Consider the following 23,917-nt stretch of genomic DNA (forward strand, 5'->3'; position numbering starts at 1 on the left):
AATCAAAGTAATATATGAATGGAAAGGGATAAGATAGATGTTGAAAAACTTGTTTAAGGATCGTGAGAACACCGAAAATATCATTGTAAAAGCTCCAAATAAGGCGCTTTTAGAGTCCATATATCAGTACAACGACAAGATCGACAGTTTCGAGAAAAACATCAAAAGAGCAGCGCTTCTCTTTGTCATCATCATGGCAGTGATATGGATCGGCGGGGATATTGCCGGAATGAACTCAAATCTTGTGCTGATGTTTGGACTGCTGACTATTTTCGGGTATCCGCTGATATTGGTGTTTGGTGCTATATGGGTGAGCAGACCATCACTGAAAAGGAAATCTGAGGAAATGGCGATGCTGGCAGGCAGTGATATGGATGTGCCTGATGATGCAGTTGAAATTGAAATGCTATTTCCACAGAAAGTTTCGGATGACTTTTCGCAAAAGAAGAATCTGCTTTTTGATAACAGCCTGCACCTTGTCTACGCAGACGCTGAAGCATTCTATTTTGTGGATGTGACCGGAACTGCAAAAATTCCTTATTCGTTGATTGAACCGTGGGTAGATTCCGAGAACAATGCTAGGATCCGGCATTGGATCCAGAACAGCAAGCCATCTGCTTATGCGAAAGAGGGTGTAAAAAAGAAAGGAAGACTGATCTCGCTGATACCTTTTGTGGGGAGTTTTATCCCGGATCATTATTTGATTCCATATAAATATACGGTTCTTCACACAAGCAGCGATGATTACCTGGTTTGTATCCCAAGATATGAAATGGAGAAAATTCAAAGTCTATCATCTTTATAAATAGCATTACAATATGTACAGGGGCTGGAAAACCTGCCCTGTTTTTTATAACTTTTTCAACGTTCCCTTATAGCTGTCTTTGCCGATCTGTACAGTCACGGTAACATTGGATTCCTGCACATCGTGGGCAAGTGTGGGAGTCGGTTCAGTCTTACTGAATCCATTCAGCCCCTTACCCTTGATAATGGTCGGGAAATCCTTGTAGCAGATATCCATATCCACATTGCCGTTAAAGCGTATTTTCTGTCTGCATATTCACACACTCAACGATATTACAACTCGCAATGAAAATCTGCGACTTCGTTTTCTTCGATATTACGTTGTTTTGAAACCTGTCCGCATTTTCACACACTGAAAAAAGGACAATCGCAGAATTACACACCAACCAACCGAGTGCGTAAAAATGCGGAAATATCGTGTATCTCATGGCACTTTTCCAATTTGCCTGATATGTTCCCATTTACACGAAAACTGGGCTGTTTTGAGTGCTTTTTGAATGACGTATATTCCGTAAAACCGCGTAAAATCGCGGCTTTATCAATTGTTTCTTGTCAGCAGAACCACGCACTCAACGTGCAGAGTATTTGGAAACATGTCTATATTCTTATCATATCAGATGTCTAAACTCTTGTCAATAAAAAAGTGCCTTAATACAAAGGGGCATTATAATATTTCAATAGCCCTTGGGCTATTGGTATATTATAACAGCGATACTCATATCACAGTTACAGGCGCTTTTTTGTTTGGTTTAATTATCAGGAGAGATCAGTGTGCCTTACTGCGTCTCTGACCTTGAGTACAAAGGGAGGCGAAACTGAAAGCTCGTCTATACCCATTCTCAGGAATGTTTCGGTAAGACTTGTGTCAGCTGCAAGTTCGCCGCATATACCTATCCACGCACCATTTGCATGGGCATTTTTTGCAGACATTTCTATGAGCCGGAGAATAGCTTCATGGTGTGTATCAACGAACTGTTCAACGGCACTGTTTTGCCTGTCACAGGCGAGAGTGTATTGTGTCAGGTCATTGGTACCTACGCTGAAAAAGTCAACAAGAGGAGCAAGTTTATCGCTTATGACAGCTGCTGCGGGAGTTTCGATCATTATACCGAGTTCTGCGTTTTCATCGAAGTCTACTCCGTCAGCGCGGAGCTCCTCTCTGACCTCTGCGCATATTTTTTTGATCTGTTCCACCTCCGATACACTTGTTATCATAGGGAACATGATACCAAGCTTGCCGAATGCGGAAGCCCTGTAAAGGGCACGGAGCTGTGTCCTGAATATCTCTGGACGAGTGAGACAGATCCTTATAGCTCTGAAACCGAGGGCAGGATTGTCCTCCTTTGCGAGATCAAAATAATCCACCTTCTTGTCAGCGCCGATGTCAAGAGTACGTATAATGACCTTTTTGCCAGCCATGCTTTCAAGCACCTTTTTGTAGGCAGCAAACTGCTGCTCTTCGGTCGGATAATCGCTGCTCTCAAGATAGAGAAATTCGCTTCGGAATAGACCAATTCCTCCTGCGTCGTTGGCAAGAACTGCTCCGATATGATCCACTCCGCCGATATTGGCAAAAATATTGATCCTTGTTCCGTCGAGCGTAACGTTTTCCTTGCCTTTTAACTCCTGGAGAAGCCTCTTCTTTTCCTCGTCCTCTTTCTGCTTCGTTTCGAGTTTTTTGAGAGCCTCGGTGTCAGGAGAGAGGAATACCTCACCGGTATATCCGTCAACTGCGGCAAACATACCGTCTGACACAGCTGAGAGAAAATCATCACCTGCACCAATAACGGCAGGGATATTCATATTCCTTGCCAGTATAGCTGTGTGAGAATTTGAAGAGCCGTGAGATGTAACAAAAGCGAGGACCTTGTTCTTGTCCAGCAGAACGGTTTCGCTGGGAGCCAGATCGTCTGCACAGATTATCACTTTTTCGTCGCTGCTGTTCTCCTGAGAACCGTCGTCTGAAAGGCAGGCGATAATGCGATTTGATATATCCTTTACGTCTGCGGAGCGCGCCTGCATATAGGCATCGTCCATAGACGCGAACATTTCTGAAAAGTTATCGGCGGTCACCGAGACTGCATATTCTGCATTGACAGACTGAGTGTCGATAATACTTTCGATGGACTCGTTGTAATCGTCATCTTCGATCATCATCATGTGTATCTCAAAGATCTGAGCATTCTGCTCACCGACCTCCTTGAGTGCCTTGTCATATATTTCCTGAAGCTGAGCTGTTGCCGCTTCCTTTGCGGCTTCCAGTCTTTTCTTCTCGGCAGCTGTATCGCTGACGTGTATTCGCTTTACAGTTGTGTCCCTTCGTTTGAAAACAGAGATCTTACCGATAGCTACAGCACCGTAAACTCCCTTGCCTTTGAAAATGGTCATATTGATGCACCTCCTTTAAAGGTATGGGACAGCAGTGATGCCGTCCCATTTTCGTTTGGAATTATTCGCCGAAACCGTTCTCGAACATTGCAGCGAGTTCATCAAGAACTGCTTGCTCGTTACCGCCGTTAACGACTATTTCCACTTCGGTGCCCTTTTTGAGTCCGGCTGCCATGATCTGCATGACATTTTTAGCCTTGATGTCCTTATCATTGGCTTTGAGAATGACCTCGCTGTCTGAATGAGCCTTGACAGCCTTTGCGATCATACCTGCTGGTCTCATGTGCATACCTTCTGCGTTTACGATAGTTACCTTTTTTGATACCATAAATTTTCACTCCTTATAATAATGATTTGTTTTATGCGTTCTGAGGATGCTTCTTTTTGAGCAGAGCCAGCATTAACATTCCAACTACTGAGCCGATGGCAAGTGCTATAACATACTGGAGAGGGTGTCCTACCACAGGGAATACGAATATACCGCCGTGAGGAGCTCTGAGCGTACAGCCGAATGCCATTGATATGCCGCCTGCTGTTGCCGCACCTACGATACAGGAGGGGATCACTCTTGCAGGGTCAGCTGCGGCGTAGGGGATAGCGCCTTCTGTTATGAAGCTGAGTCCCATAATGTAGTTGACGGGACCGTTCTTGCGTTCCTCCTCGGTAAATCTGTTTTTGAAGAATGTGGTAGCCAGTGCTATAGCGATAGGGGGGACCATACCTCCTAACATTACTGCTGCCATGATATTGAAGTTGCCCTGAGAGATAGCAGCAACGCCGAATACATAGGCTGCCTTGTTGAAGGGACCGCCCATGTCTATAGCCATCATACCTCCGAGTATGCAGCCAAGGAGGACCTTGCTCGAGTCGCCCATGCTGTTGAGAAAGTTGGAGAGACCGTCGTTGAGAATGCTCATTACAGGGTTGACTGCACACATCATGATGCCGACAATGGCGAGTCCTCCGAGAGGATAAATGAGTACGGGCTTGATACCGTTGAGAGCCTTGGGCAGCTTATTGCACGCCTTTTCCAGGCAAAGTGTGAGGTATCCGCCGATAAAGCCCGCCAGCAGCGCACCGAGGAAGCCTGAGGGAACGTCTCCTCCCGGAGATGCAAAGGTTGCACCTGCGGCTGCCATTGCACCTCCTGCCATACCGACAAGGAAGCCGGGGCGGTCAGCGATGCTGAGTCCGATATATCCTGCAAGCACAGGTATCATGAACTGGAAAGCGTAGTTTCCGATAGTCTTGAACCATGCCGCAGCTGCAAGGTGGGAACCGAAATCACCGTCCTGAGGAGCGCCTCCGAAGGAGTCTATCAGGAAGGCTATCGCGATAAAAATGCCTCCCGCAACTGTGAAGGGCAGCATATTTGAAACGCCGTTCATGAGGTGTTTGTAAAGCTTTCTTCCGAAGCCTTCGCTGTCAGATGTGTTCGATGAGCTGCTGTCGGCTTCGCCCTCATGATGATATACGGGAGCGTCTCCTGCTTCGATGCGGTTTATAAGCTCCTCGGGTATCTTTATACCGTCTGATACCTTGGTCTTTATGACTTTTTTGCCGTTGAAACGCGCCATAGAGACAGTCTTGTCGGCAGCTACGATTATACCGTCGCAGGCGTCGATCTCTTCCTCAGTGAGGAGGTTCTTTGCGCCGCCGGAACCGTTTGTCTCAACTTTAATAGAGATACCCAGCTTTTTGCCTGCTTTTTCAAGAGCCTCGGCAGCCATATAGGTGTGGGCAATACCCGTCGGGCAGGCGGTTACCGCAAGAACTTTATATCCGTTTTCGGATCTTTCTTCAGCAGCAGGTTCGTCGGGATATTTCTCCTTCTCCATTTCGTCGATGACCTTCAGGAACTCATCAGCGTCCTTGGCTTTCAGAAGGTCGTCTCTGAAAGCCTCGTCCATGAGTATAGTCATAAGTCTGGACAGAACTTCAAGATGAACATCTCCGTCATTGGGGGCTGCTATCATAAACAGCAGATTTGAGGGCTCATCATCAAGGGCTTCGTAATCAACTCCATCCGGAACTGTCATTGCCGCCAGTGATGGAGCCTTTACAGCTTCGCTTTTGGCGTGTGGTATTGCAATTCCTTCGCCAACAGCGGTCGAACCTTTTTCCTCTCTTGCGATGATGCCTTTTTTATAAGCTTCCTTATCGGCGATATTTCCGCCTTTTACCTGAAGGTCTATAAGCATATCGATAGCTTCGGATTTTGACTTTGGGGAAGCGTTTAGCTTGATGCTATTTTTGCTGAGCAGATCTACAATTCTCATGAGCTATTCCTCCTTACTGTTGTAATATCAGAGCTGAGCGAGCAGCTCTTCGATCTTGGTTTTTACTGCCAGTCCGTCTGAGAAAGCTGTGGCTCCTCCTGCGGCGGTACCGAGCTTTAATGCGTATTCATAGTCGCCGTTCTGAGCTCCGGTCAGAAAACCTGCTACCATGGAATCTCCTGCACCGACCGAGTTTCTGACTTTTCCCTTGCAGACGCCGCAGCGGTGGCATTTACCGTTCTCGTCAATAAGCATAGCTCCGTCACCAGCCATTGAGATCAGAACATTTATAGCTCCCATGTCTTTCAGTTTTCGGGCATAGCGCTCTATTTCTTCATCTTCCGAGAGGGTTACTCCGAACATCTCACCAAGCTCATGATTATTTGGCTTGATGAGGAAGGGCTTGTACTTCAGAACGTTGAGCAGAAGGTCATTTGTGGCGTCAACAACTGTCCTGATCTTTCTGTCCGAAAGTCTCTGCATGATCCTCTCATAGATGTCCGATGGAAGACTGGAAGGGATACTGCCTGCAAGCACGAGCGTATCACCGTCTGACAGCTTGTCCAGCTTTACGAAAAGTGCTTCCAGCGCCTCGTCGTCTATGTGCGGCCCCTGACCGTTGAGTTCGGTTTCTTCGCCGGCTTTGATCTTGACATTGATCCGGGAGTTGCCGGTTTTCAGTCTTACGAAATCTGATTTTATGCCCATTGCCTTGATACCGTTTTCGATAGCCTCGCCTGTGAAGCCTGCGGTGAAGCCCAGAGCAATGGACGGTGTACCAAGCTCATTCAGAACTATTGACACATTTATTCCTTTGCCGCCGAAGTACATTTCCTCCGATGATGAACGATTAACTTCGCCAAGCCTCATTTCAGCTGTGTGTACAACATAGTCGATGGCAGGGTTGAATGTTACAGTGTATACCAACTACATCACCTCCTTGATATTTGCAGCTGTCAGATATTTTTTATCACTGAGTTTATCAGTGATTATTATGACCTTATCAAGATCCGTGAAAGTTACTGAGGTAATCTGATCGAATTTGGAATGATCCGAAAGGATATATGCGTTCCTGCTGTGTCTGATCACCTCAGCCTTTATGCTCGCCTCATTTCTGTCGGGAGTGGAAACTCCGGCAGAAAGTGAGATTCCGTTTGCTCCGATGAAGCTTTTTGTGAAGTTGTAAGCCTGAAGACTGCTGACACACTCTGCGCCGACGATCGCTTCTGTTGTAAGCTTTATCTCACCGGCTGGGAGGAAAACTTTGAAGTCTCTTTGTGCAAGCTTTTTTGCGTGAACAAAGGCATTGGTAACAAATGTGACGTTTTTTGCAGAGATATAGTCTATCATTTTTTCAGTTGTTGTTCCGGCGTCAATGAATACGAAATCACCGTCTTCTATCAGTGAAGCTGCATACTTAGCTATAGCAGTCTTTTCATCATTATAAAGATGAGATTTTTCTTCAATATTCTGTTCTCCGAAGCTGAATTTGTCAATGCAGGGCATAGCACCGCCGTGTATCTTGATAAGCAGTCCGCGTTCTGCAAGGTGATTAAGATCTCTCCTCACGGTAGATGCAGAAGCGCCGAGTAATGAGCAAAGCTCACTGAGCGTAACGGCATTTTTGCCGTCGAGTGCATTAAGTATCATCTGATGTCTTTCTTCTGTAAGCAAAATTATCCCCGTCCTGAATATTTAATAGTATCATTATCAAACGAACATTTATGAGTGAATGTGAATGAATATGATTGATGTTGATTGAATTATATCATCAAGTGTCAAAATAGTCAAGAGAATTCAATCAAAAACATTCATCGGCAGTAAATATCTGTGTAGATAAACAACAAATGACTGCACGATTTGTCTATATTGACTATGGATGATGTTTTCTCAGACGAATTGATGACGGTAATTGACTGTATAAAAAGAAAAAGGTTGAACCGCATTATCATATGCGATTCAACCTTTTTCTTTTACCATTCTGGCGGACAGAGAGGGATTCGAATTTTTATAAAGCCTTGTTTCCGCCTATATATAGCCTTTTGTTTTTTCGTATGGAATACTTGTATGGAATGAGTTTTTGACTGGTGCAATACTATTCTTCTATTTGAATTCAATTTCAACATCATTATCAATAATACAATTGGACTTCTCCAAACACCTTCAACCATCTCCACAGATATTACGAGCAAAAGTATAATTAAGGAGTCCCCTTTATTGGCAACGTTTCAAATGATAAAAAAACATGAATTTGAAACGCTTTTTGAATGTGCCATAAGACTTTGGCCTATTGACACATATAACATCTGTTTCAAATACATTGCATTAGAAGTTTTGAAGCAATGCAATGAAAAAAATATGCTATTGAAAGGGAAGAGGAGCAAGTAATAGTTGGAATTCAAAATTAATCATGGTATTAAAGTAAGATATGAGGAGACAATTAATAATTCAATAATTGAAAGAAAATAACTATAGAGGAAATAACTTTCAATAAGAATAATTCTATTCCACACAAGTATTCCACACGAAAATTATAAAAGTCTATAAATAGGCCAAAATAGCTATTTAATAATATTCGAATCCCTCTCTGTCCGCTCAAATTATGAGTTAGGAAAATGGCTGTATCGCGTAAAATAGCGGGATTCAGTCATTTTTCTTTTATGTTCTGACTTGAAAGATTTTTCCTGTTAGAGAAATAATTTTCACGTAGAATAGGCATTTTTCAGACCTATTCCGCACAGAATTCCGCACGGAATTCACAAGAATAAAATATTGGGTGTATACTATTAAGTGTCTATAATACTTTATTTATCATCAAGGAATACCTTAACAAGCTTAAAGGCATTATAACGTTACAACAAGAAACCAGCTCCATTCGGAGCTGGTTTCTTTGGCCTGTTTTGATCTATGAGCATAGAAATTAGGTATGAGGATTTGTATTGTAAAGTTAGCATATTTATATATTACTCAACAAAAAACGGCTTGCTTTTTAGCGAGATATGTGTATAATAAAAGAATAGATATAGAATTCTGGTGAAATGATTATTTCTGAGGGAGTGATATAAATGATTGGTAATACAATTAAAAGGGCATTAGGTCTGACTGTTTCCGCTGTGATATTATCTTTTTGCGTTCCGTTTTCAGCCTCAGCTGTTGATCAGCTGGAAAAAGGCTGCATAGGTTCCTTTGATTATGAGATGTGGAATCAGAACTATCAAGGAAAGATCACGTTTGAACCTGATGAGGGAGCATTTACTTGTTCATGGGAAAATGTTGAAAGCTGTACATTCAGTATGGGAAAATACTATGATAGAAAACAGAATTACAAGTATCTTCTGACAGATGAACGATCACTGGGTTATGAAGCAGAATTTTTTCCCAAAGGTAATTCTTTCATTGGAGTACGCGGCTGGACAAACAATCCTTTTTTAGAATATATTATCGTAGAAGGCTATGGAAACTGGTCTCTGCCGCAGGACATTGAAGAGTGTGGATCATATTACGTCGATAACAAGACTTACGATCTGTATAAACAGAACGTGTATAATATGGGAAGCTTTGACGGTACCTTGTCATATCCAAGATACTGGAGCGTATGTACCGAGAACTGTGCCAAAAATAATCAGAGAAACTATATTAAAGGCGATGTTGATATTTACGAACACTTTGAAGCATTCAGCCAACTGGGAGTTGATATGTCAGGAAAGCTTTATGGAAATCTTCTGTATATCGGGAATTATAGATCCAGCGGCTCTGCAAACGTAAAGAGGATATATACGTCTCCTATGGGTTCGGGACACGCACAGATACTCAGATATGGTCCATATGTTAAGAATCCTCGATTAAATTTTATGGACTCCAATGGATATTATCATATATATAATTTTGATTCGGATAAGATTATTGACTGGTCATCTTATCATGAATGCGATCTGTCTGTAGCCGAAAACGGTTATAGCGGCATTAAAGGTGACAATTGCCTGCTTGTATCTGATAGAGTTGAAGAATGGGACGGAGTTGATCTTCCTATTTCAAGCAATTTTTCATCAGGGGACAAAATCGGTTTTGGTGCAGCGGTAATGCAGGACACGGAAGAATCAGTAGATTTTGTCCTGACAGTCATGTATGAAGATGAGGAAGGCGCAGATCACTTTGATGAAGCTGCTGTTGTTTCAGCACGCAAAGGCGAATGGGCAGATCTTTCGGCCGTATCATATACCATTCCCGAGAATGCATATAAGACAACTATACGCATTGAAACAAAGGAAAGCGATACAGATTTTTACTTTGATAATGCTTATGTAGCCAATGCAGGGGTTCGATCCTATATGAATAAGCTGATAGAAGAGGGAAGTGATTCGGAATATGAAAAAGGCGATATAAATAAGGACGGTATCGTCGACGTTTTCGATATTATACCTCTCAGAAGAATTATCCTTGATCTATTGGCAGGCAAAGGCTCATATCTTTACAGAGCCGATGTAAACAGTGACGGAATGGTCAATGTAGCCGATCTTGTATGTCTGCAAAGATTTATTCTGGGTGTTGAAAAGCTTTCCGATAATGAAACAACTGCAGTCACGACAACTACGGCTGTTCTGACTGCTGCGTCATCAACTATTACTACCACTTTAACTACCACTGATAATAAAAGTCAGGTCAATACATCACAAACCGAAGCAGGCTATAATCATATAACGCAGGAAAAAGCAAAGGAAATGATGGCGGCAGATGACAAGCTTGTTATAGTCGATGTGCGGCGGCAGGACGAGTACGACAGCGGTCATATCCCCGGTGCAATACTGATACCGAACGAATCTATAGGTACGGAACAGCCTGAGAAATTACCTGACTTCAATCAAGTGATTCTGATATACTGCCGAAGCGGCAATCGAAGTAAACAGGCTTCGCAGAAGCTGGCTGATATGGGATATACGCATATCTACGAATTCGGCGGCATAATAGAATGGACCGGAGAGGTAGTCACAAGTGAATGATATATAATGGAGTGAGCATAAATAAATGAATATTGATAATACACTTTATGCAGGCAGACCTACCGAGCGGCGCTCTGAAGTTGAAATAGCTATATACGATAAGCTTGACGCTCTGAGTATGGATTATAAGCGTGCTGACCACGACCACGCTGATACTATGGAAGATTGTCTGGCTATTGAGAAGGTACTTGGAGCTCAGATATGTAAGAATCTGTTTCTTTGTAACCGTCAGAAGACAAGCTTCTATATGCTCCTTATGCCAGGTGATAAGCCATTCAAGACCAAGTTCCTGACATCGCAGCTGAACTGCGCTCGCCTATCATTTGCAGAAGCGGACAAGATGCAGGAGTATCTCCATACTATCCCTGGCTCTGTATCAGCGTTGGAGCTTATATTTGATACAGACAACAACATTCAGCTTGTAATAGATAATGACCTGATGAAGGACGAATACATCTGCGGACACCCAGGCATCAACACTTCAACAGTCCGCCTGCTCCGTGATGATATGATGAGATACGTCCGCGAAGCTAAGCATGAGCCTACTTTTATAGATTTGCCGACAGAATGATAGTTAAAGCCTCCACTCGGGTAATGTCATTAAGCTAACTCTGATTATTCCTTCAAACATAGAAAAAATTGGAAATGATGCGTTCAATGGCCTGAAAAAACTATGTGAGATTAAATGCGTTGATGGCGAAGATTATTCGTTTTCTGATCTTTTTAAAAATGTCACATATATAGGTGATAGTGCATTTACAGGATGTGATAAGCTTGAAATTGGTGATTTAGTCTTGGGAAGTAAAGTGAAAAGCATCGGAAGAAGTGCTTTTATGTGGTGTGATTCAATAACAAGTTTATATATTCCTGATACAGTCACATATATAGGAAGTGGGGCATTTGCATATTGCCCGAATATAAAAAAAGCAGAAATACATGCCAATATCGATAAAGAAAGCAGAACATCAGGATGGCTATATGGTGCAAAATCTATGGAAGAATTGATAGTGCCTTCATTTACATTTGTATATGAAGATATAATCGGAGATGTTTTTGATTATGGTGCTCGTTCTATTCCTGATGGGCTAACAAAGGTTACTGTGCTTAGTGGAGATACAATTCCTGAGAATGCTTTTAATGACTTCCGAAATGTAACAGATCTTGAACTTCCATCTGAATTGATTTCTGTGGGGCAGCATGCAACTCATGATATGATAGCTTTGAAGAATGTATATTATGGTGGACCTGACGAAATATGGAAAGGTATTACTGAACATGCATTAGAAACAGAAAATGAACCTCTTTACAATGCAAAGAGAGTAATCCCTGCTGTTGAAGAACACATATATGGTGATGCTAATGGAGATGGTGAAATAGATATGTCTGATGCTGTACTTATAATGCAGGCACTTGCAAATCCGAATAAGTACGGAGTAAATGGAACCGATCCAAGTCATATAACTTCAGAAGGATTTAAATATGCAGATACAGATGGAAATGGTTTGACGGTAAATGATGCACAACGTATACAGCTTTATCTCTTAGGTAAACTCAAAGTTTTAGGTTGATATTTATAAATCTCCGGCCACATGGCCGGAGATTTTGCATATATAATGAGTTTTTCTCATATAATTCACTGACTAAATATCGCAAAAGGAGAATAAGATATGAGAAAGACACATAAAAAGATAGTCAGCGGAGCACTTCTGTGCGGCTGTGCGCTGTTCACACTGTACGGAGCTTCACGTATTGCTGAAAGAGCAGAAAACGGTGCAATTTCGGTATCTGTTACAGATGCCGAAAAGGTAGTACCAATCGTAATTTTGGATGCTGGCCATGGCGAATCAACTTAAACATAGTTCATTGTCGGTTTGATATTTTCAGGATTATATGGTATAATGACTTTATAAGATATAATGAATGCAAATCAGAGATTTGCTCTCTGCAATCGGGCGATTAAACCATATACGCTTCGCTTATATGGCATAATGAAGAAAACGTTGAACGGAAAATCATATCAAGGAGGGATACAATGAAAAAGCTCACATCTTTACTGGTGTCAGTGGCTGTGGAAGCCTCAATGCTGAGCTGTGTACCGCACACTGCTGCTGCGGAGGAGTACAAGATACTCGACAAGTGGGGCTATTGCCAGACAGCCAATTATGCTGAGTCGGAGCATTTTGTCATCTTCTACGGCAACAATGACATCACCGGGCAGGTCAACGAGGCTTTTCTTAAGCGCAATCTCGCCAACTATGAGCAGCTGTGGAAATGCTACGGCGAGTATCTGGGCATGGAGAATATGAACGTTGACATCTATGGAAAGAGCTCTCAGAAGTATAAGACCAACGTCTATCTGACAAATACGGGGCTGGACAAATATCCTGAGGGCTGGGCGTTTATGAGCTCAGAGGACGGATACGGCATTGAGATAATCAGTCCTGACGCAATGCTGGACGAGCTTACCATCGCCCATGAATTTGGTCATGTTGTGACTATGCAGCAGAAGGCATGGGTTGATCAGGAGATAACCGGAGCGTGGTGGGAGTCTCTTGCCAACTGGTTCCGTGAGATGTACATAGGGAGCGATTATTACAGCGGTGATGTCAGGACCTGCTGGTTCGAGCCATATCTCCGCAATCTCAGCCTCACCATTCCCCATGGCAGGAACTACTATGAAGTATGGCCGTTTCTGGTTTACCTCTCCTACAATCCCGATAATATTGATGGGCTCGGAGTAAAGGCTGTAAAGCGTATCATCTCCGAAGCAAAGCCCGATGAATACCCATTCGATACTATCACGAGGCTTTTCGGTTCAGATGCTCAGACTATCTTCGGAAACTATGCAAAGCGAATGGCGACCTTTGATTTCGGCGCAAAAGAGGCTTACAATGCGGAATTTCACAAGAAGCTGGCAGAGTCTCCATTTTTCTGGAATCTGTACTACACCGTTTTGCAGGACTACGGCAGTGGCTGGCTTCAGGTGCCTCAGGAGGAAGCTCCCATGCAGGGCGGTATCAATATTATACCGCTGAATATCACAGGTGATACTGTTTCAGCAGAACTCCGCGGTATCTCAAATGACAGCAATGCAGGCTGGAAGGCTTGTATCGTTACCGTTGACGCAAATGGAAAGGAGAGCTATTCAGAGCTTTTTGAAAGCGGACAAAAGGCGAGCGTATCTGCAAAGGGGGCTGTATCTGCGTACCTTACAGTTACTGCTATGCCCGCAAAATTGGTGAGAGTAAATGCCTTCCACAAGGAAAAGGACTCGCCGTACAGAGATGGCACTGAGCGCAGGCGCTATCCATATGAGGTGAAGCTCGGCGGCGCCGATGTCCGTCAAAGCGGCGGCTATTACAAGGGCAAGGGACATATTCATTCTAACGGCGGCGGCTGGGTAGCTGACAGTGCAAAGGTGGCTGATTCGGTATATGTTGGATCTGACGCTATGGTGCTTGGAAATGCAAAGCTCTCCGGAAACGTCCGCGTTGAGGATCATGCAGTTGTGGCAAACAGCGTAACTGCACAGGATAACGCAGTTATCAGCGGTCATGCGGTAGTTGACGGAGGTGGCTGGTACTACGATAACGGCTGGAAACAGGGAAGTATCAGCATAAGCGGAAATGCTGCAGTAAGCGGCAGTGCCGTTGTTACAGGCACATGCTCCGTTTCGGATAATGCAAAGGTACTGCAAAAGGCATATATTGCCGATGCGGTAAAGCTGTCCGATAATGCAGCAGCAAAGGGAATGGCTTATCTTTACGGCAGCTCGGCATATACGGGAAGTGCGATTCTCGACGGCGACTACAGCAACGATAAGGCGGTCAGCGGCGGTGTGAACTTCGGCTGGCTTGACGACTCCGGTCAGCATTCAGCGCCTAAGAACTACATCGCAGGCTATGACTTCGGAGAAGCTTCTCAGTACTGGGCAAAGGATGAATATACCGCCACATATGCCCGTCAGCTTGGTGCAGAGTGGGCTTCGGAGCGTACCTCAGCCAAGGGTGTTATTAACTTCAGCGGCAGTGAGGACTGTCTGCTTTTTGATACGTCACTGCTTCAGACCAGAGATATTCAGCTGAGTATAGGAGTTCTCTGGAAGGGCGGAGGCAATGGTCAGGAGATACTTCACTTTGGTGATGATAAAGCATGCGTTTCACTTACTCCGTGCAATGAAAAAGGAACTGCGGAGCTTATTCTCACAGACGGAAAAATCACCGAAAAACTAACGGCTTCTGCTCCTCTTTCAAAGGGAGAGTGGAGCAAGATCACTGTCCGTATCATCAACGGCAAAGGCAGCCTGCTGATAAACGACAGGGAGGCGGCAAGCAGCACGCTTACCCTGGATATGCAGTCGGTTATGAGTGCTTCTGCCGATGACCGCGCAGTTATCGGAAAGAGCTTCAAAGGCGCTGTGGACTATATTCAGTTAAGCAGCAGTGCTGCCGATGAGCCTGCTGTAAGCTACAGCGGCAGGGAAGAGCCCGAAGAGGAAGGTATACGCGGCGATGTCAATGCTGACAAGCAGTTTAACGTTGCAGACCTTGTTGTGATGCAGAACTGGCTTCTGGCAAAGCCGGGAGCTCAGCTTGAAGACTGGCAGGCAGGAGACCTGTGCGAGGACGGCATAACAGACATGTTTGACATGGTTATGATGAGAAAGCTTTTGTTGTTTCAGTGACGGAAAAACTGATTACTTAAAAGTAATGAATATAAAGATGCGCTCTCCATAGTGAGAGCGCATTTTTATCAGGTGTCGACAGGGGATTAGTCACGTTATAAAGCGAGGTATAGGAAAATACCTGTTAATACATTGAATCTGTACTATCTTTTCTTTTTTTGAGCGCCGGAGAAATTGATATAAAATGCCTATTGACAAATTACAGAATAAATGATAAAATATGAATAGATGTTCATATGTTCATTTTGCGGAATGAATTTTACAGGAGGTTGTTGCCATGAGCAAAAAGGTATTCTGGGACAAGATCTCACCAATCTATGACCTGTTTGAAACTATTTACAACAGAAAAGTTTTTACGGGAACAGGAGCAAAGGTCGCTGAAATGATAGAGCCTTCAGATAATGTACTGGAATGTGCCTGCGGAACAGGTGCTATTAGCATTTATATAGCGCAAAAATGTCGAAATCTTATTGCAACCGATTACGCTGTCGGAATGTTAAAGCAAGCTGAAAAAAAGTGCCATATGTATCAAAATGTTACTTTCAGAAGAGCTGACATAACGAATTTGAAATACAAAGATGAAAGCTTTGATAAGGTAATTGCAGGAAATGTCATACACCTGCTTGATGAACCTGAAAAGGCTTTACACGAGCTTGAACGGGTAGTAAAGCAGGGCGGTAAGATCATTATCCCAACATACATCAATATGACAAGAAAATCAGGAAAGCTGGCAGTCAGGATTATTGAAATGCTGGGAGCTGATTTCAAAAAGCAGTTTGATATGGATTGCTACAAGAAATTTTTTTCAGATATGGGATATAAAAATGTGAAATACCACGTTGTGAACGGAAGAATGCCCTGTGCTATAGCTGTAATCGTGAAGGAATGACGGAATACATCATCAGATGATTTACCGCCATTTTTGATAGCAGCAACGAAGAGTAAAACAGTCCCCCACGCAGTTGCGTAATGTTTTTCAGCTTAGAAAAAGTTAAATAGTCACAGGATCAAATAGATCCTGTGACTATTTTTACAAAATATGCTCGTTTTTAAATACAGAAATAAAATATCGAAAATCGATAAATTAATATTGACAAATAATATATTGCATGATATAATGTAAGCAAGATAAAGGAGGTCGTTTGTTATGCTTCAGAGCCTGTTATTTTATATTTTCTTCTTTGGAATATTTTTGTTTTTCCCGATGATCATTTGCATAAGGAACTGCTATTTTGCATTCAAGTATCCTCATATGACCTTTGAGGAGAGATCTGCTCACAAATATCATAAGGTTTCTGAAAGGAAAAATGATATGGCAGTTATTCTTCTGGGCGCACTTTTTTCCTATTTATGGACTGATTTATTTCTAATAGGCTTCAGAACTATCTCAATTGATTACGATGAACCTGCATATGTGGGATATTTTCATAACGTGCTGCACAGCGAATACGGGATTACAGTAAAAATAACGCTGTTTATTGCACTTGTTTCACTGACAGTCATCGCTTCTTTTAACGCAGAAAAGATCTCACCCTTACCTCAGGCTCTATGCTTTGGATTTACTGCTCTCGGAGAGATATTGTTTAGCTTCGTTATAATCCAATTTTCGATCAATTACTCTGTATTTATAATTCCTCTCGCATTTTATCTTGTCAATTTAATAATAGTAACAGCAAAACTTACAAGGAGATATATCATGGCATACCTTGAATACAAGGAGAACCATGATACGGTATACCGCTTTAAAATAGCTGAGAAGCTTGAAGCAAAACTGACAAGCGCAGCTACTCTTACTGCTTTTCACTTCCTTATGATACTTCCTGCCGTACTTATTTTAATAATATTATATGTTATTCTCGGACAGGGACCTGACGGTGTAATAAAGGCATTTACCATGACGGCAGATTGGACGTTTTCTAAGCAGATACCGCCTCCTCCTATCGACTATAAAGGGCATTATCTCTGCACTGTTGCCGCAGGGGGACATGAAAAAATAGTCAAGCCTGTACGTTACGGAAAACGCCGAGGTGAGACTATAGTTGTCAATCGTCAGCTGCTTGTTTCCAATGCCTTTGAGGATCTTATAATGGAAAGAATGCCCCGCTTCCACAGGATTGTCCGCGGCTTCTACGATAAGCACGGTTATCCTGTCTCAAAATACATAACTACCCGCACCCGTGCTGATGTAGTTTATTTTGTAATGAAGCCCCTTGAATGGCTGTTCATATTATTCCTGTACACATTTGACACTCACCCCGAAAACCGTATTGTCGTTCAGTATTCGGACTACTATAAAAAGTAAACTGAATGTCCCCGCAGTTGCGGGGACGTATTCGTATATAAGTGGCTGAAAGAGGAAGTATGCCAAAGATTACTTTAGTCCGGAAACAGAAATCCCTTTTTTGTATTTCCCTTATTATATCATTTTTAACTTGACCAGGTGGTATGGAAAGTTAGTGGGGATAACTAAAAAAGCACTTCTGATTTCTCGGAAGTGCCTGTTTCATGAGTGTGGAAAAAGAGATTCGAACTCACGGTCTTCTGATCCACAAGCCTATCAGTACGGATATTCCACGGTTTTGCTCATGTCGATAAAGTATAATTTTACTTCGATTTTACGGGGATTTTAAATTCTGACTCGATGAACGCCTTTGGAGTAAAATTCTCAGTACCGTGGGAAAAGTGTAGGAAAAATCGACCTGCATATCATTTTCAATATTGCAGCTAAATCCGCCCGAACCTAATTAAAGCTCGGGCGGATTTTTTATCCTTCTTCAGTATCAGTTATGACGTCATCTATAGAAACTGTTTGGGGATGAAACACCACATTCCCTGTTTCTGTACTAATGAAATACATATCATTTTTAAACAGCTTTCTCAGCAAGCTAATGGAACTTTTTATCATCATAACCAAAACCTTTTTATATTTCTTATGGCACATATTATTACGGAAGGTCATTTAAGAACGTTCAGTTCAACATCGTCCTGCTTTCCACATCCGCTCTGTACAAATGAGCACTGAGCGGAAAATGTGCTGAATGGATTTCTTACTTGTTACCATTTGTACAGCTCCTTTCCTGTGTGGTATGTATATATTATAACCTGTATTTTATGGTTTGTCCAATCCGAATGATTGATCGGAAGCCATAAAAACAGGCTATATGCTGTCAGATTTGATTATAGTATTAAGCTGTGCAACGAGGTTTTCTGCATCAAGCCCGTGAACAGTCGCTGCGTCGCTTATAGTCTCAACTCCCGACGAGGGACATCCCAGACAGTGTAGACCTATACTGAAAAGCAGTTCGGCAGTCTCTGGGTGAAAGAGCACAAGATCGCCTATAAGTGTATTAGGAGTTACCGTTTCAACTTTGTCGATATCTATTTTCATGGAACACCTCAGATGTGATAATTACTTTCCTTGATAGAATCAAAAAGTCCGTATTCAAAGAGTATTTCTTCAAGTCGCTCCTGAGAGAGGGGCTTCGGTATAACAAACTGTGTGTTCTCCTCTATCTTTTTTGCAAGCTCGCGATATTCGTCAGCCTGTTTTGCATCAGGCTTGTGGTCGATAACTGTTTTTTTGTGAATCTCTGCTCTCTGTACCTCGTTGTCACGAGGAACAAAGTGTATCAGTTGTGTACCGAGTTCCTTTGCAAAAGCCGCTACAAGTTCACGCTCACGGTCAACATTACGGCTGTTGCAGATTATACCGCCGAGACGAACACCGCCCTGCTTTGCATACCTTGCAATACCCTTTGAGATATTATTTGCCGCGTAAAGAGCCATCATTTCGCCGCTTGCGACGATGTAAATTTCCTTTGCTTTTCCCTCACGGATAGGCATTGCGAAACCTCCGCATACAACGTCGCCGAGAACGTCATAGAATACATAGTCGAGGTCGCCGGTATAAGCTCCGAGACGTTCAAGAAGTCCGATAGATGTTATGATACCGCGTCCTGCGCAGCCTACGCCTGGTTCGGGACCGCCTGATTCAACGCAACGTGTGCCACCGTAGCCTTCCTTGAGTATGTCTTCAAGCTCTATATCCTCGCCACTTTCACGGAGAGTATCAAGAACCGTTCTCTGTGCAAGTCCGCCGAGAAGAAGTCTTGTTGAGTCAGCTTTCGGATCACAGCCAACAACCATTACCTTGTTACCTCGTTCAACAAGTCCTGCTGTGAGATTCTGAGTGGTAGTTGATTTACCAATACCGCCTTTTCCGTATATTGCAAGGGGGAATCGTCAAAGCAATCGGCGTTTCCAATTTCTATCCTGCTATCCTTGCAAATCTCTGCGAGAATGTGGATATCATTCCTGCGGTAAATCAGGTAGAGCTTCACCCGTTCTTCCAGCAGGAAAATGCCCTTGCGACAATGAAGGAATACGGCGTTGCACCGCAGGCGTGGGGACCGCTTGCCGAGGGTAAGCACGGCATCTTCTCTCACCCTGTTCTCTCGGAAATTGGCAGTAAGTACGGCAAGACCGCTGCTCAGATCGCACTGAAATGGAACACACAGCGTGGTGTATCCATTTTGCCGAAGTCTGTTCATGTAGAGCGTATGGAGCAGAATATCGACATCTGGGACTTCACACTTACCGATGAGGATATGCAGAAGATCGCAGAGTTTGACCTTGGTCACAGCGAGATAGTAAATCACGATGATCCGGGATTTGTAAAAATGCTGAACAGTTTGAAGGCGTGATCTGTCAGATATGCAGAAACAATAATGTACAACATATGAAGAAATGTTTGTCGTTCCTGAAGTTAGCCACTTTGAAATGTATGACCTTGAACCGTATGTGACGGAGGCATTTGAGTGTATTCTACCGTACTTTAAGCAGAATTCATTAAAGCAGTTTGTGTCTGACAAGATAGAGTATGTCATATAATTCGATTTTTATACTTATGGCATATTACAAATAAAAGCGACACTTTATTGAAAGGGAAGGAGAGTCAATTACCGCTAGTTCCTTAATATTTATTATAGTATTTAAGCAATATATGTAGGGACTATCAATATTTCAATAATTGAAAAGAAATAGCTATATCAGAAATGGTTTTCATTCAGAATACTCCTATTCCACTCATTTATTCCACACGAAAATTATAAAAGGCTATAAATAGGCAAAAAACAGTGCGTTAAAAATATTCGAATCCCTCTCTGTCCGCTCTTTTAAAGAAGCCTGTATTTCGAGGAAAACACCGAAATACAGGCTTTTCTCTTGCCTGTATAAAACAGTTTTAAATGCATTTTTACAGTTTCGTGTGAAGAAATAACAGGGGGTTTTCACACGAATTCACACGAAATTCACACGACATAAAGGTGGTATAACGTTATTAAGAAGACAGCTCCCGTGAGGGAGCTGTTGTTCTTGTAAGTAATAAAAATATTGTTTCCATGATGACTACTTGGAGTTCCAGTTCAAGTTAGTTGTAACGATCTGCATTGAAAAGTGAATATAATGATAGCATCAAAAACGGCACTTCAGAAAGAGAAGTGCCGTTTTTTCATATCAATTGATGCAAATAAGTGAGAAATCAGAAATACGATATATTCCGGTTCCCTTATCCAGTCCGATAAGGAACTTGACATTGTCATCTGACTGAGTCATAGTTACTGTGTCAGTGATAGTCTGAACGTTAGGAGTGAACGTATGCTCATGGTAGGAATAGCTCTTATACTCTCCGTAGCCCTGCTGGAACATCGTATAAGTGTTTATGTTCTGTGAAGTACTGATCTTGTAAGTCATGCGGTAGGTCTTTCCTGCCTGAAGTGAAACTGTGCTGCTGCTTACCTGCGCATACTGCCCTGTCTTTGATACATTGACAGTTATGCTTCCGTCATCATTGTACTCGATAGAGCCGACACCATCATTCATCCAGACGCTCCAGCCGAACTGATCTATCATATTCGGATCGTCCTGCCAGTTATCATTTATTCCATAGAGGAGATTGAGATGGTGTTCTGCATATTTCGCTCTGTTCTTGTAGAAATTGCGGATCATTTTAATGCAACTGTCATAGTTTGAACATATGCCAAATCTGCGGAAAGTATCATTAACAGCATCTTTTGTTGCGGCAGCATATGAGTCTATCTTTGCTGATACCTTAGAATTATCGAAGTTATCATTCATTATCTCCTTGTATCGGCTATAAAACTGCTGCTTGAATTCGTTATTGTTCATCAGCTTGTTGAATAGTGAGGAAATACTGGTGATTTTTCCTGATTTGTCCATATCCTTGAAGCAGTCACGGCGGAATGAGCACTGTCCGTCATAGCCTGAAGAATACTCCGTATCAAATAGCAGGAAACGCCATTTACCATCCATATATGGATTTGAGCTATCGGTCTCGTCTGAACGCCATATCATCCAGTTATTGCTATTAATAATGCAGTCCCAGTTTGCGATATAGTTTTCAAAAGCGATAAAGTCAATCAAGCCGTTAATATCCAGAGTATCGCATACCCTTTTATAATTTGAAGGATCTGACATATTTGCGGACATAGCCCAGTTCCAGAACTGCTTGAAATCCTGATATGCCGAATCAAGTCCCGAATACTCGTAACCATTCTTTACAGTAGTTATACGGTCGGAATCCACATGATAATGTGATTCAAGATAGTTCTCGTCAAGCTTTTCCTGCATTGAATAGGTACCCCAGAATTCTCCATCAAGGAAGACAATATAATCCTGCTTTGCCTGTTTACCGAGTGATAGTCCTTCTGCGAGGGACTGGTTCAGGTCATCACGGAAACGGCAGTTATCATAAGCATTTCCGCCATTTCGGATAGTTACCTTTTTATATTCCTTGATCTTTGCGCCGTCAATATCTGTGGCACCGCCCTCGAAGAAATCATACTGTATTTTATTTGCACCGTAGTCACGGCGTGCATAGAACGTCATGCTCTTTTGAGGGAATGCGGCAGACCAGTTTCCAGCTATGCGGACTCCAACATCTTCTGTAAACTTGAGCTTACCCTGTTCAAATACTTGTATATTGCAGGGGCGCTCCCATTCCTTGCCCTCCGAGTTGTAATTCGTCGGATTTTCGTTGCTTCCCACATCAAGATTGGGATCAAAGCTGCCACTGTTCTTCCAGCGGTAATACTGATCACCGATCATATATATACCTTTTTCCTTATCAAAGAAATTAATGCTGTCAGTGGAGATTGAAAGCACTTTCATATCCTTGTAATATGAGGCGTTTTTTCCGACAAAGTAACTGTTTGTTGCTACGTCGCTGTAAAGTCCGTTGCTGTCCCTGCATACCGCTCTAACTACCATGCCCTTATCCACTGCGAAATTCGGAGGCTCATAGCCTCTGAGAGAAATATCACGGATAGAAGCGAGCTGATTGGTATCATTGGTGTTATTGCGTATGCTGATACTTCCCTGATACTTTTTTGCTGAACCCGAGGTGCGCGGATCCGAACCGTCAAGTGTATAAAGCACAGTGGAGCCGCTGCTGCCTGAAATAGCAAGATCGAATGCAGAATCATAGAAGCCTCCTTCTGATGAGAATACAGGCTTTTCAACACGGTATACCACTTCAGCTAAGCTGTTAGAAGATCCGGGTGTGGGCTTCAGTAATGCCAGACTGTCAGAGCCGTCGGGGGTTCTTCCGAAGGTAACATCAGTATCAAGCTCAGGGAGCTCAAGCTTGTCAAGCTCCGTACCGTCAGGTGAAGTCAGGTATATGGTTTCTCCTGCTGCGCTAATTTTAAAAGCAGCATGAAGCTCACCTGTTGCTGAGTCGGTATCATCACAGAAAATGATGATATATTTACCGACGCCAAGCGTCGTTCCCTGTGGAAATGTGAACTTGTAACGGTTTTTGTCACCGTCTGAAACTCCGATTCCGCTGAGATCACAGACATTGTCACCCGCATTATACAATTCGATCCAGTCGGGTGATGTTCCATCAGCTGCCTTTATTGATTTTTTGTTTGTAGAGCATACTTCGTTGATATATAGTTCCGATGTACCGCTCTGCTGATGGGATACGACCTTTTTTCTCATCTGACACAGGTCAAAAACATCCCATACACCATCATTATTAAGATCATACTGTTTTCCGTCAAGGTTTTCATCAGTATTTTTTCCGAGCAAATAATTCTGAAAATTCTTCAGATCCTGTTCACGGAATATCTGACAGTTATCTGCCGCCGCAGCTGTCAGTGTGAATTTGTCTGCTCCTCTGTGAGAAGCATATTTTGTGCCGTCATGAACAGCAGTTCCCTGATACGGAACGGCAGATGCCGTCAGAAAGAGAGCTATCAGACCGGACAACAGCTTATTATGCTTCATGGGTTTCCACCTCCTGAAAAATTATGTATTACATTTCGTGCACGATTACACCGTAATTATATGGTATTTTACGCTGTATGTCAAGAGACTTTATAGTATATTTTGTGCTGAATAAAAAACATAATGTGCAAATATACAAAAGGCGTATAAAGCAAACAGATATTATTTATTATGCTTTATACTAAGAAGTCTTCGTTTTAGTATCCGTATGCATAAAAAATCTTATTGAGGCATATCCACATGAGAAGTGAAGCGCAAATGGCGATACATTGCAATGGGATTTGATTTGCAAAAGGTTTACAGATTGACTTTTTCGGGGCTTTTTGATATAATAAAAAAGGAGTCAGTAATTACAGGCGTCTTCATTTTTATAATAGTATTTAAGCAAAATATGCAGGAAATATCAATATTTCAATAATCGAAAAAGAACAGCTATACCAGAAATAGTTTTCATT

The 23,917-nt window shown here is 42.6% G+C and carries 18 protein-coding genes; 9 read left to right on the forward strand and 9 right to left on the reverse strand.

What is annotated here, in order from left to right; all coding sequences use genetic code 11:
* The first annotated feature begins 37 nt into the window (after positions 1-37).
* Positions 38-805: a hypothetical protein gene (locus N774_RS0100885; RefSeq protein ID WP_024859424.1), complete on the forward strand. Its 768-nt coding sequence runs from the start codon at positions 38-40 to the stop codon at positions 803-805.
* 45 nt (positions 806-850) lie between these two features.
* Here N774_RS0100885 and N774_RS19050 read toward each other — a convergent pair whose 3' ends face one another.
* From N774_RS19050 to N774_RS0100915, 6 genes are all read right to left on the reverse strand, one after another.
* Positions 851-1,021: a hypothetical protein gene (locus N774_RS19050; RefSeq protein WP_196231511.1), complete on the reverse strand. Its 171-nt coding sequence runs from the start codon at positions 1,019-1,021 to the stop codon at positions 851-853.
* 539 nt (positions 1,022-1,560) lie between these two features.
* Positions 1,561-3,192 carry a phosphoenolpyruvate--protein phosphotransferase gene (ptsP, locus tag N774_RS0100895; protein WP_024859425.1) on the reverse strand — a complete coding sequence of 544 codons (1,632 nt, stop codon included), beginning with the start codon at positions 3,190-3,192 and terminating at the stop codon, positions 1,561-1,563.
* 61 nt (positions 3,193-3,253) lie between these two features.
* Complete coding sequence (locus tag N774_RS0100900; protein ID WP_019679450.1) at positions 3,254-3,520, reverse strand: HPr family phosphocarrier protein; 267 nt, start codon at positions 3,518-3,520, stop codon at positions 3,254-3,256.
* A gap of 31 nt (positions 3,521-3,551) precedes the next feature.
* Complete coding sequence (locus tag N774_RS0100905) at positions 3,552-5,471, reverse strand: PTS fructose transporter subunit IIABC (protein WP_024859426.1); 1,920 nt, start codon at positions 5,469-5,471, stop codon at positions 3,552-3,554.
* A gap of 27 nt (positions 5,472-5,498) precedes the next feature.
* Positions 5,499-6,398 carry a 1-phosphofructokinase gene (gene pfkB / locus N774_RS0100910; RefSeq protein WP_009986993.1) on the reverse strand — a complete coding sequence of 300 codons (900 nt, stop codon included), beginning with the start codon at positions 6,396-6,398 and terminating at the stop codon, positions 5,499-5,501.
* A complete protein-coding gene (locus N774_RS0100915; RefSeq protein ID WP_024859427.1) occupies positions 6,399-7,145 on the reverse strand; it encodes a DeoR/GlpR family DNA-binding transcription regulator in 747 nt (248 codons plus the stop codon).
* A 1,391-nt stretch (positions 7,146-8,536) separates the two neighbouring features.
* Between N774_RS0100915 and N774_RS18620 the strand changes: the two genes are divergently transcribed.
* From N774_RS18620 to N774_RS16545, 7 genes are all read left to right on the forward strand, one after another.
* Complete coding sequence (locus N774_RS18620; protein ID WP_080770394.1) at positions 8,537-10,468, forward strand: glycoside hydrolase family 11 protein; 1,932 nt, start codon at positions 8,537-8,539, stop codon at positions 10,466-10,468.
* A 25-nt stretch (positions 10,469-10,493) separates the two neighbouring features.
* Positions 10,494-11,039, forward strand: coding sequence for a prolyl-tRNA synthetase associated domain-containing protein (locus N774_RS0100930; RefSeq protein ID WP_024859429.1), 546 nt, complete (start codon positions 10,494-10,496; stop codon positions 11,037-11,039).
* A 46-nt stretch (positions 11,040-11,085) separates the two neighbouring features.
* Positions 11,086-12,036, forward strand: coding sequence for a leucine-rich repeat protein (locus N774_RS0100935; RefSeq protein WP_347496227.1), 951 nt, complete (start codon positions 11,086-11,088; stop codon positions 12,034-12,036).
* Positions 12,037-12,135: 99 nt separating this feature from the next.
* Positions 12,136-12,321, forward strand: coding sequence for a hypothetical protein (locus N774_RS0100940; RefSeq protein ID WP_024859431.1), 186 nt, complete (start codon positions 12,136-12,138; stop codon positions 12,319-12,321).
* Between the two features lie 179 nt (positions 12,322-12,500).
* Entirely contained in the window at positions 12,501-15,152 is a 2,652-nt protein-coding gene (locus N774_RS0100945; protein WP_024859432.1) for a DUF6055 domain-containing protein, read from the forward strand.
* A 277-nt stretch (positions 15,153-15,429) separates the two neighbouring features.
* Positions 15,430-16,041, forward strand: a complete 612-nt coding sequence (locus N774_RS0100950; RefSeq protein ID WP_024859433.1) for a class I SAM-dependent methyltransferase — start codon at positions 15,430-15,432, stop codon at positions 16,039-16,041.
* Between the two features lie 258 nt (positions 16,042-16,299).
* Positions 16,300-17,454 carry a DUF6688 domain-containing protein gene (locus N774_RS16545; RefSeq protein WP_024859434.1) on the forward strand — a complete coding sequence of 385 codons (1,155 nt, stop codon included), beginning with the start codon at positions 16,300-16,302 and terminating at the stop codon, positions 17,452-17,454.
* Between the two features lie 855 nt (positions 17,455-18,309).
* Here the strand turns inward: N774_RS16545 and N774_RS0100965 are convergent.
* Entirely contained in the window at positions 18,310-18,540 is a 231-nt protein-coding gene (locus tag N774_RS0100965; RefSeq protein WP_024859436.1) for a DUF1858 domain-containing protein, read from the reverse strand.
* Between the two features lie 8 nt (positions 18,541-18,548).
* On the reverse strand, positions 18,549-19,379 hold the full coding sequence (gene nifH, locus N774_RS0100970) for a nitrogenase iron protein (protein WP_037280066.1): 831 nt from the start codon (positions 19,377-19,379) through the stop codon (positions 18,549-18,551).
* Between nifH and N774_RS0100975 the strand changes: the two genes are divergently transcribed.
* The gene (locus tag N774_RS0100975; RefSeq protein WP_242836533.1) at positions 19,379-19,855 is read left to right on the forward strand and encodes an aldo/keto reductase; all 477 of its coding nucleotides are present in this window, start codon (positions 19,379-19,381) and stop codon (positions 19,853-19,855) included. The genes nifH and N774_RS0100975 overlap by 1 nt on opposite strands.
* An 811-nt stretch (positions 19,856-20,666) precedes the next feature.
* Here the strand turns inward: N774_RS0100975 and N774_RS0100980 are convergent.
* The gene (locus N774_RS0100980) at positions 20,667-23,462 is read right to left on the reverse strand and encodes a CotH kinase family protein (RefSeq protein ID WP_024859439.1); all 2,796 of its coding nucleotides are present in this window, start codon (positions 23,460-23,462) and stop codon (positions 20,667-20,669) included.
* Positions 23,463-23,917: the final 455 nt, after the last annotated feature.

Origin of the sequence: Ruminococcus flavefaciens AE3010, from assembly GCF_000526795.1 — a bacterium.
GTDB lineage: Bacteria > Bacillota > Clostridia > Oscillospirales > Ruminococcaceae > Ruminococcus > Ruminococcus flavefaciens_D.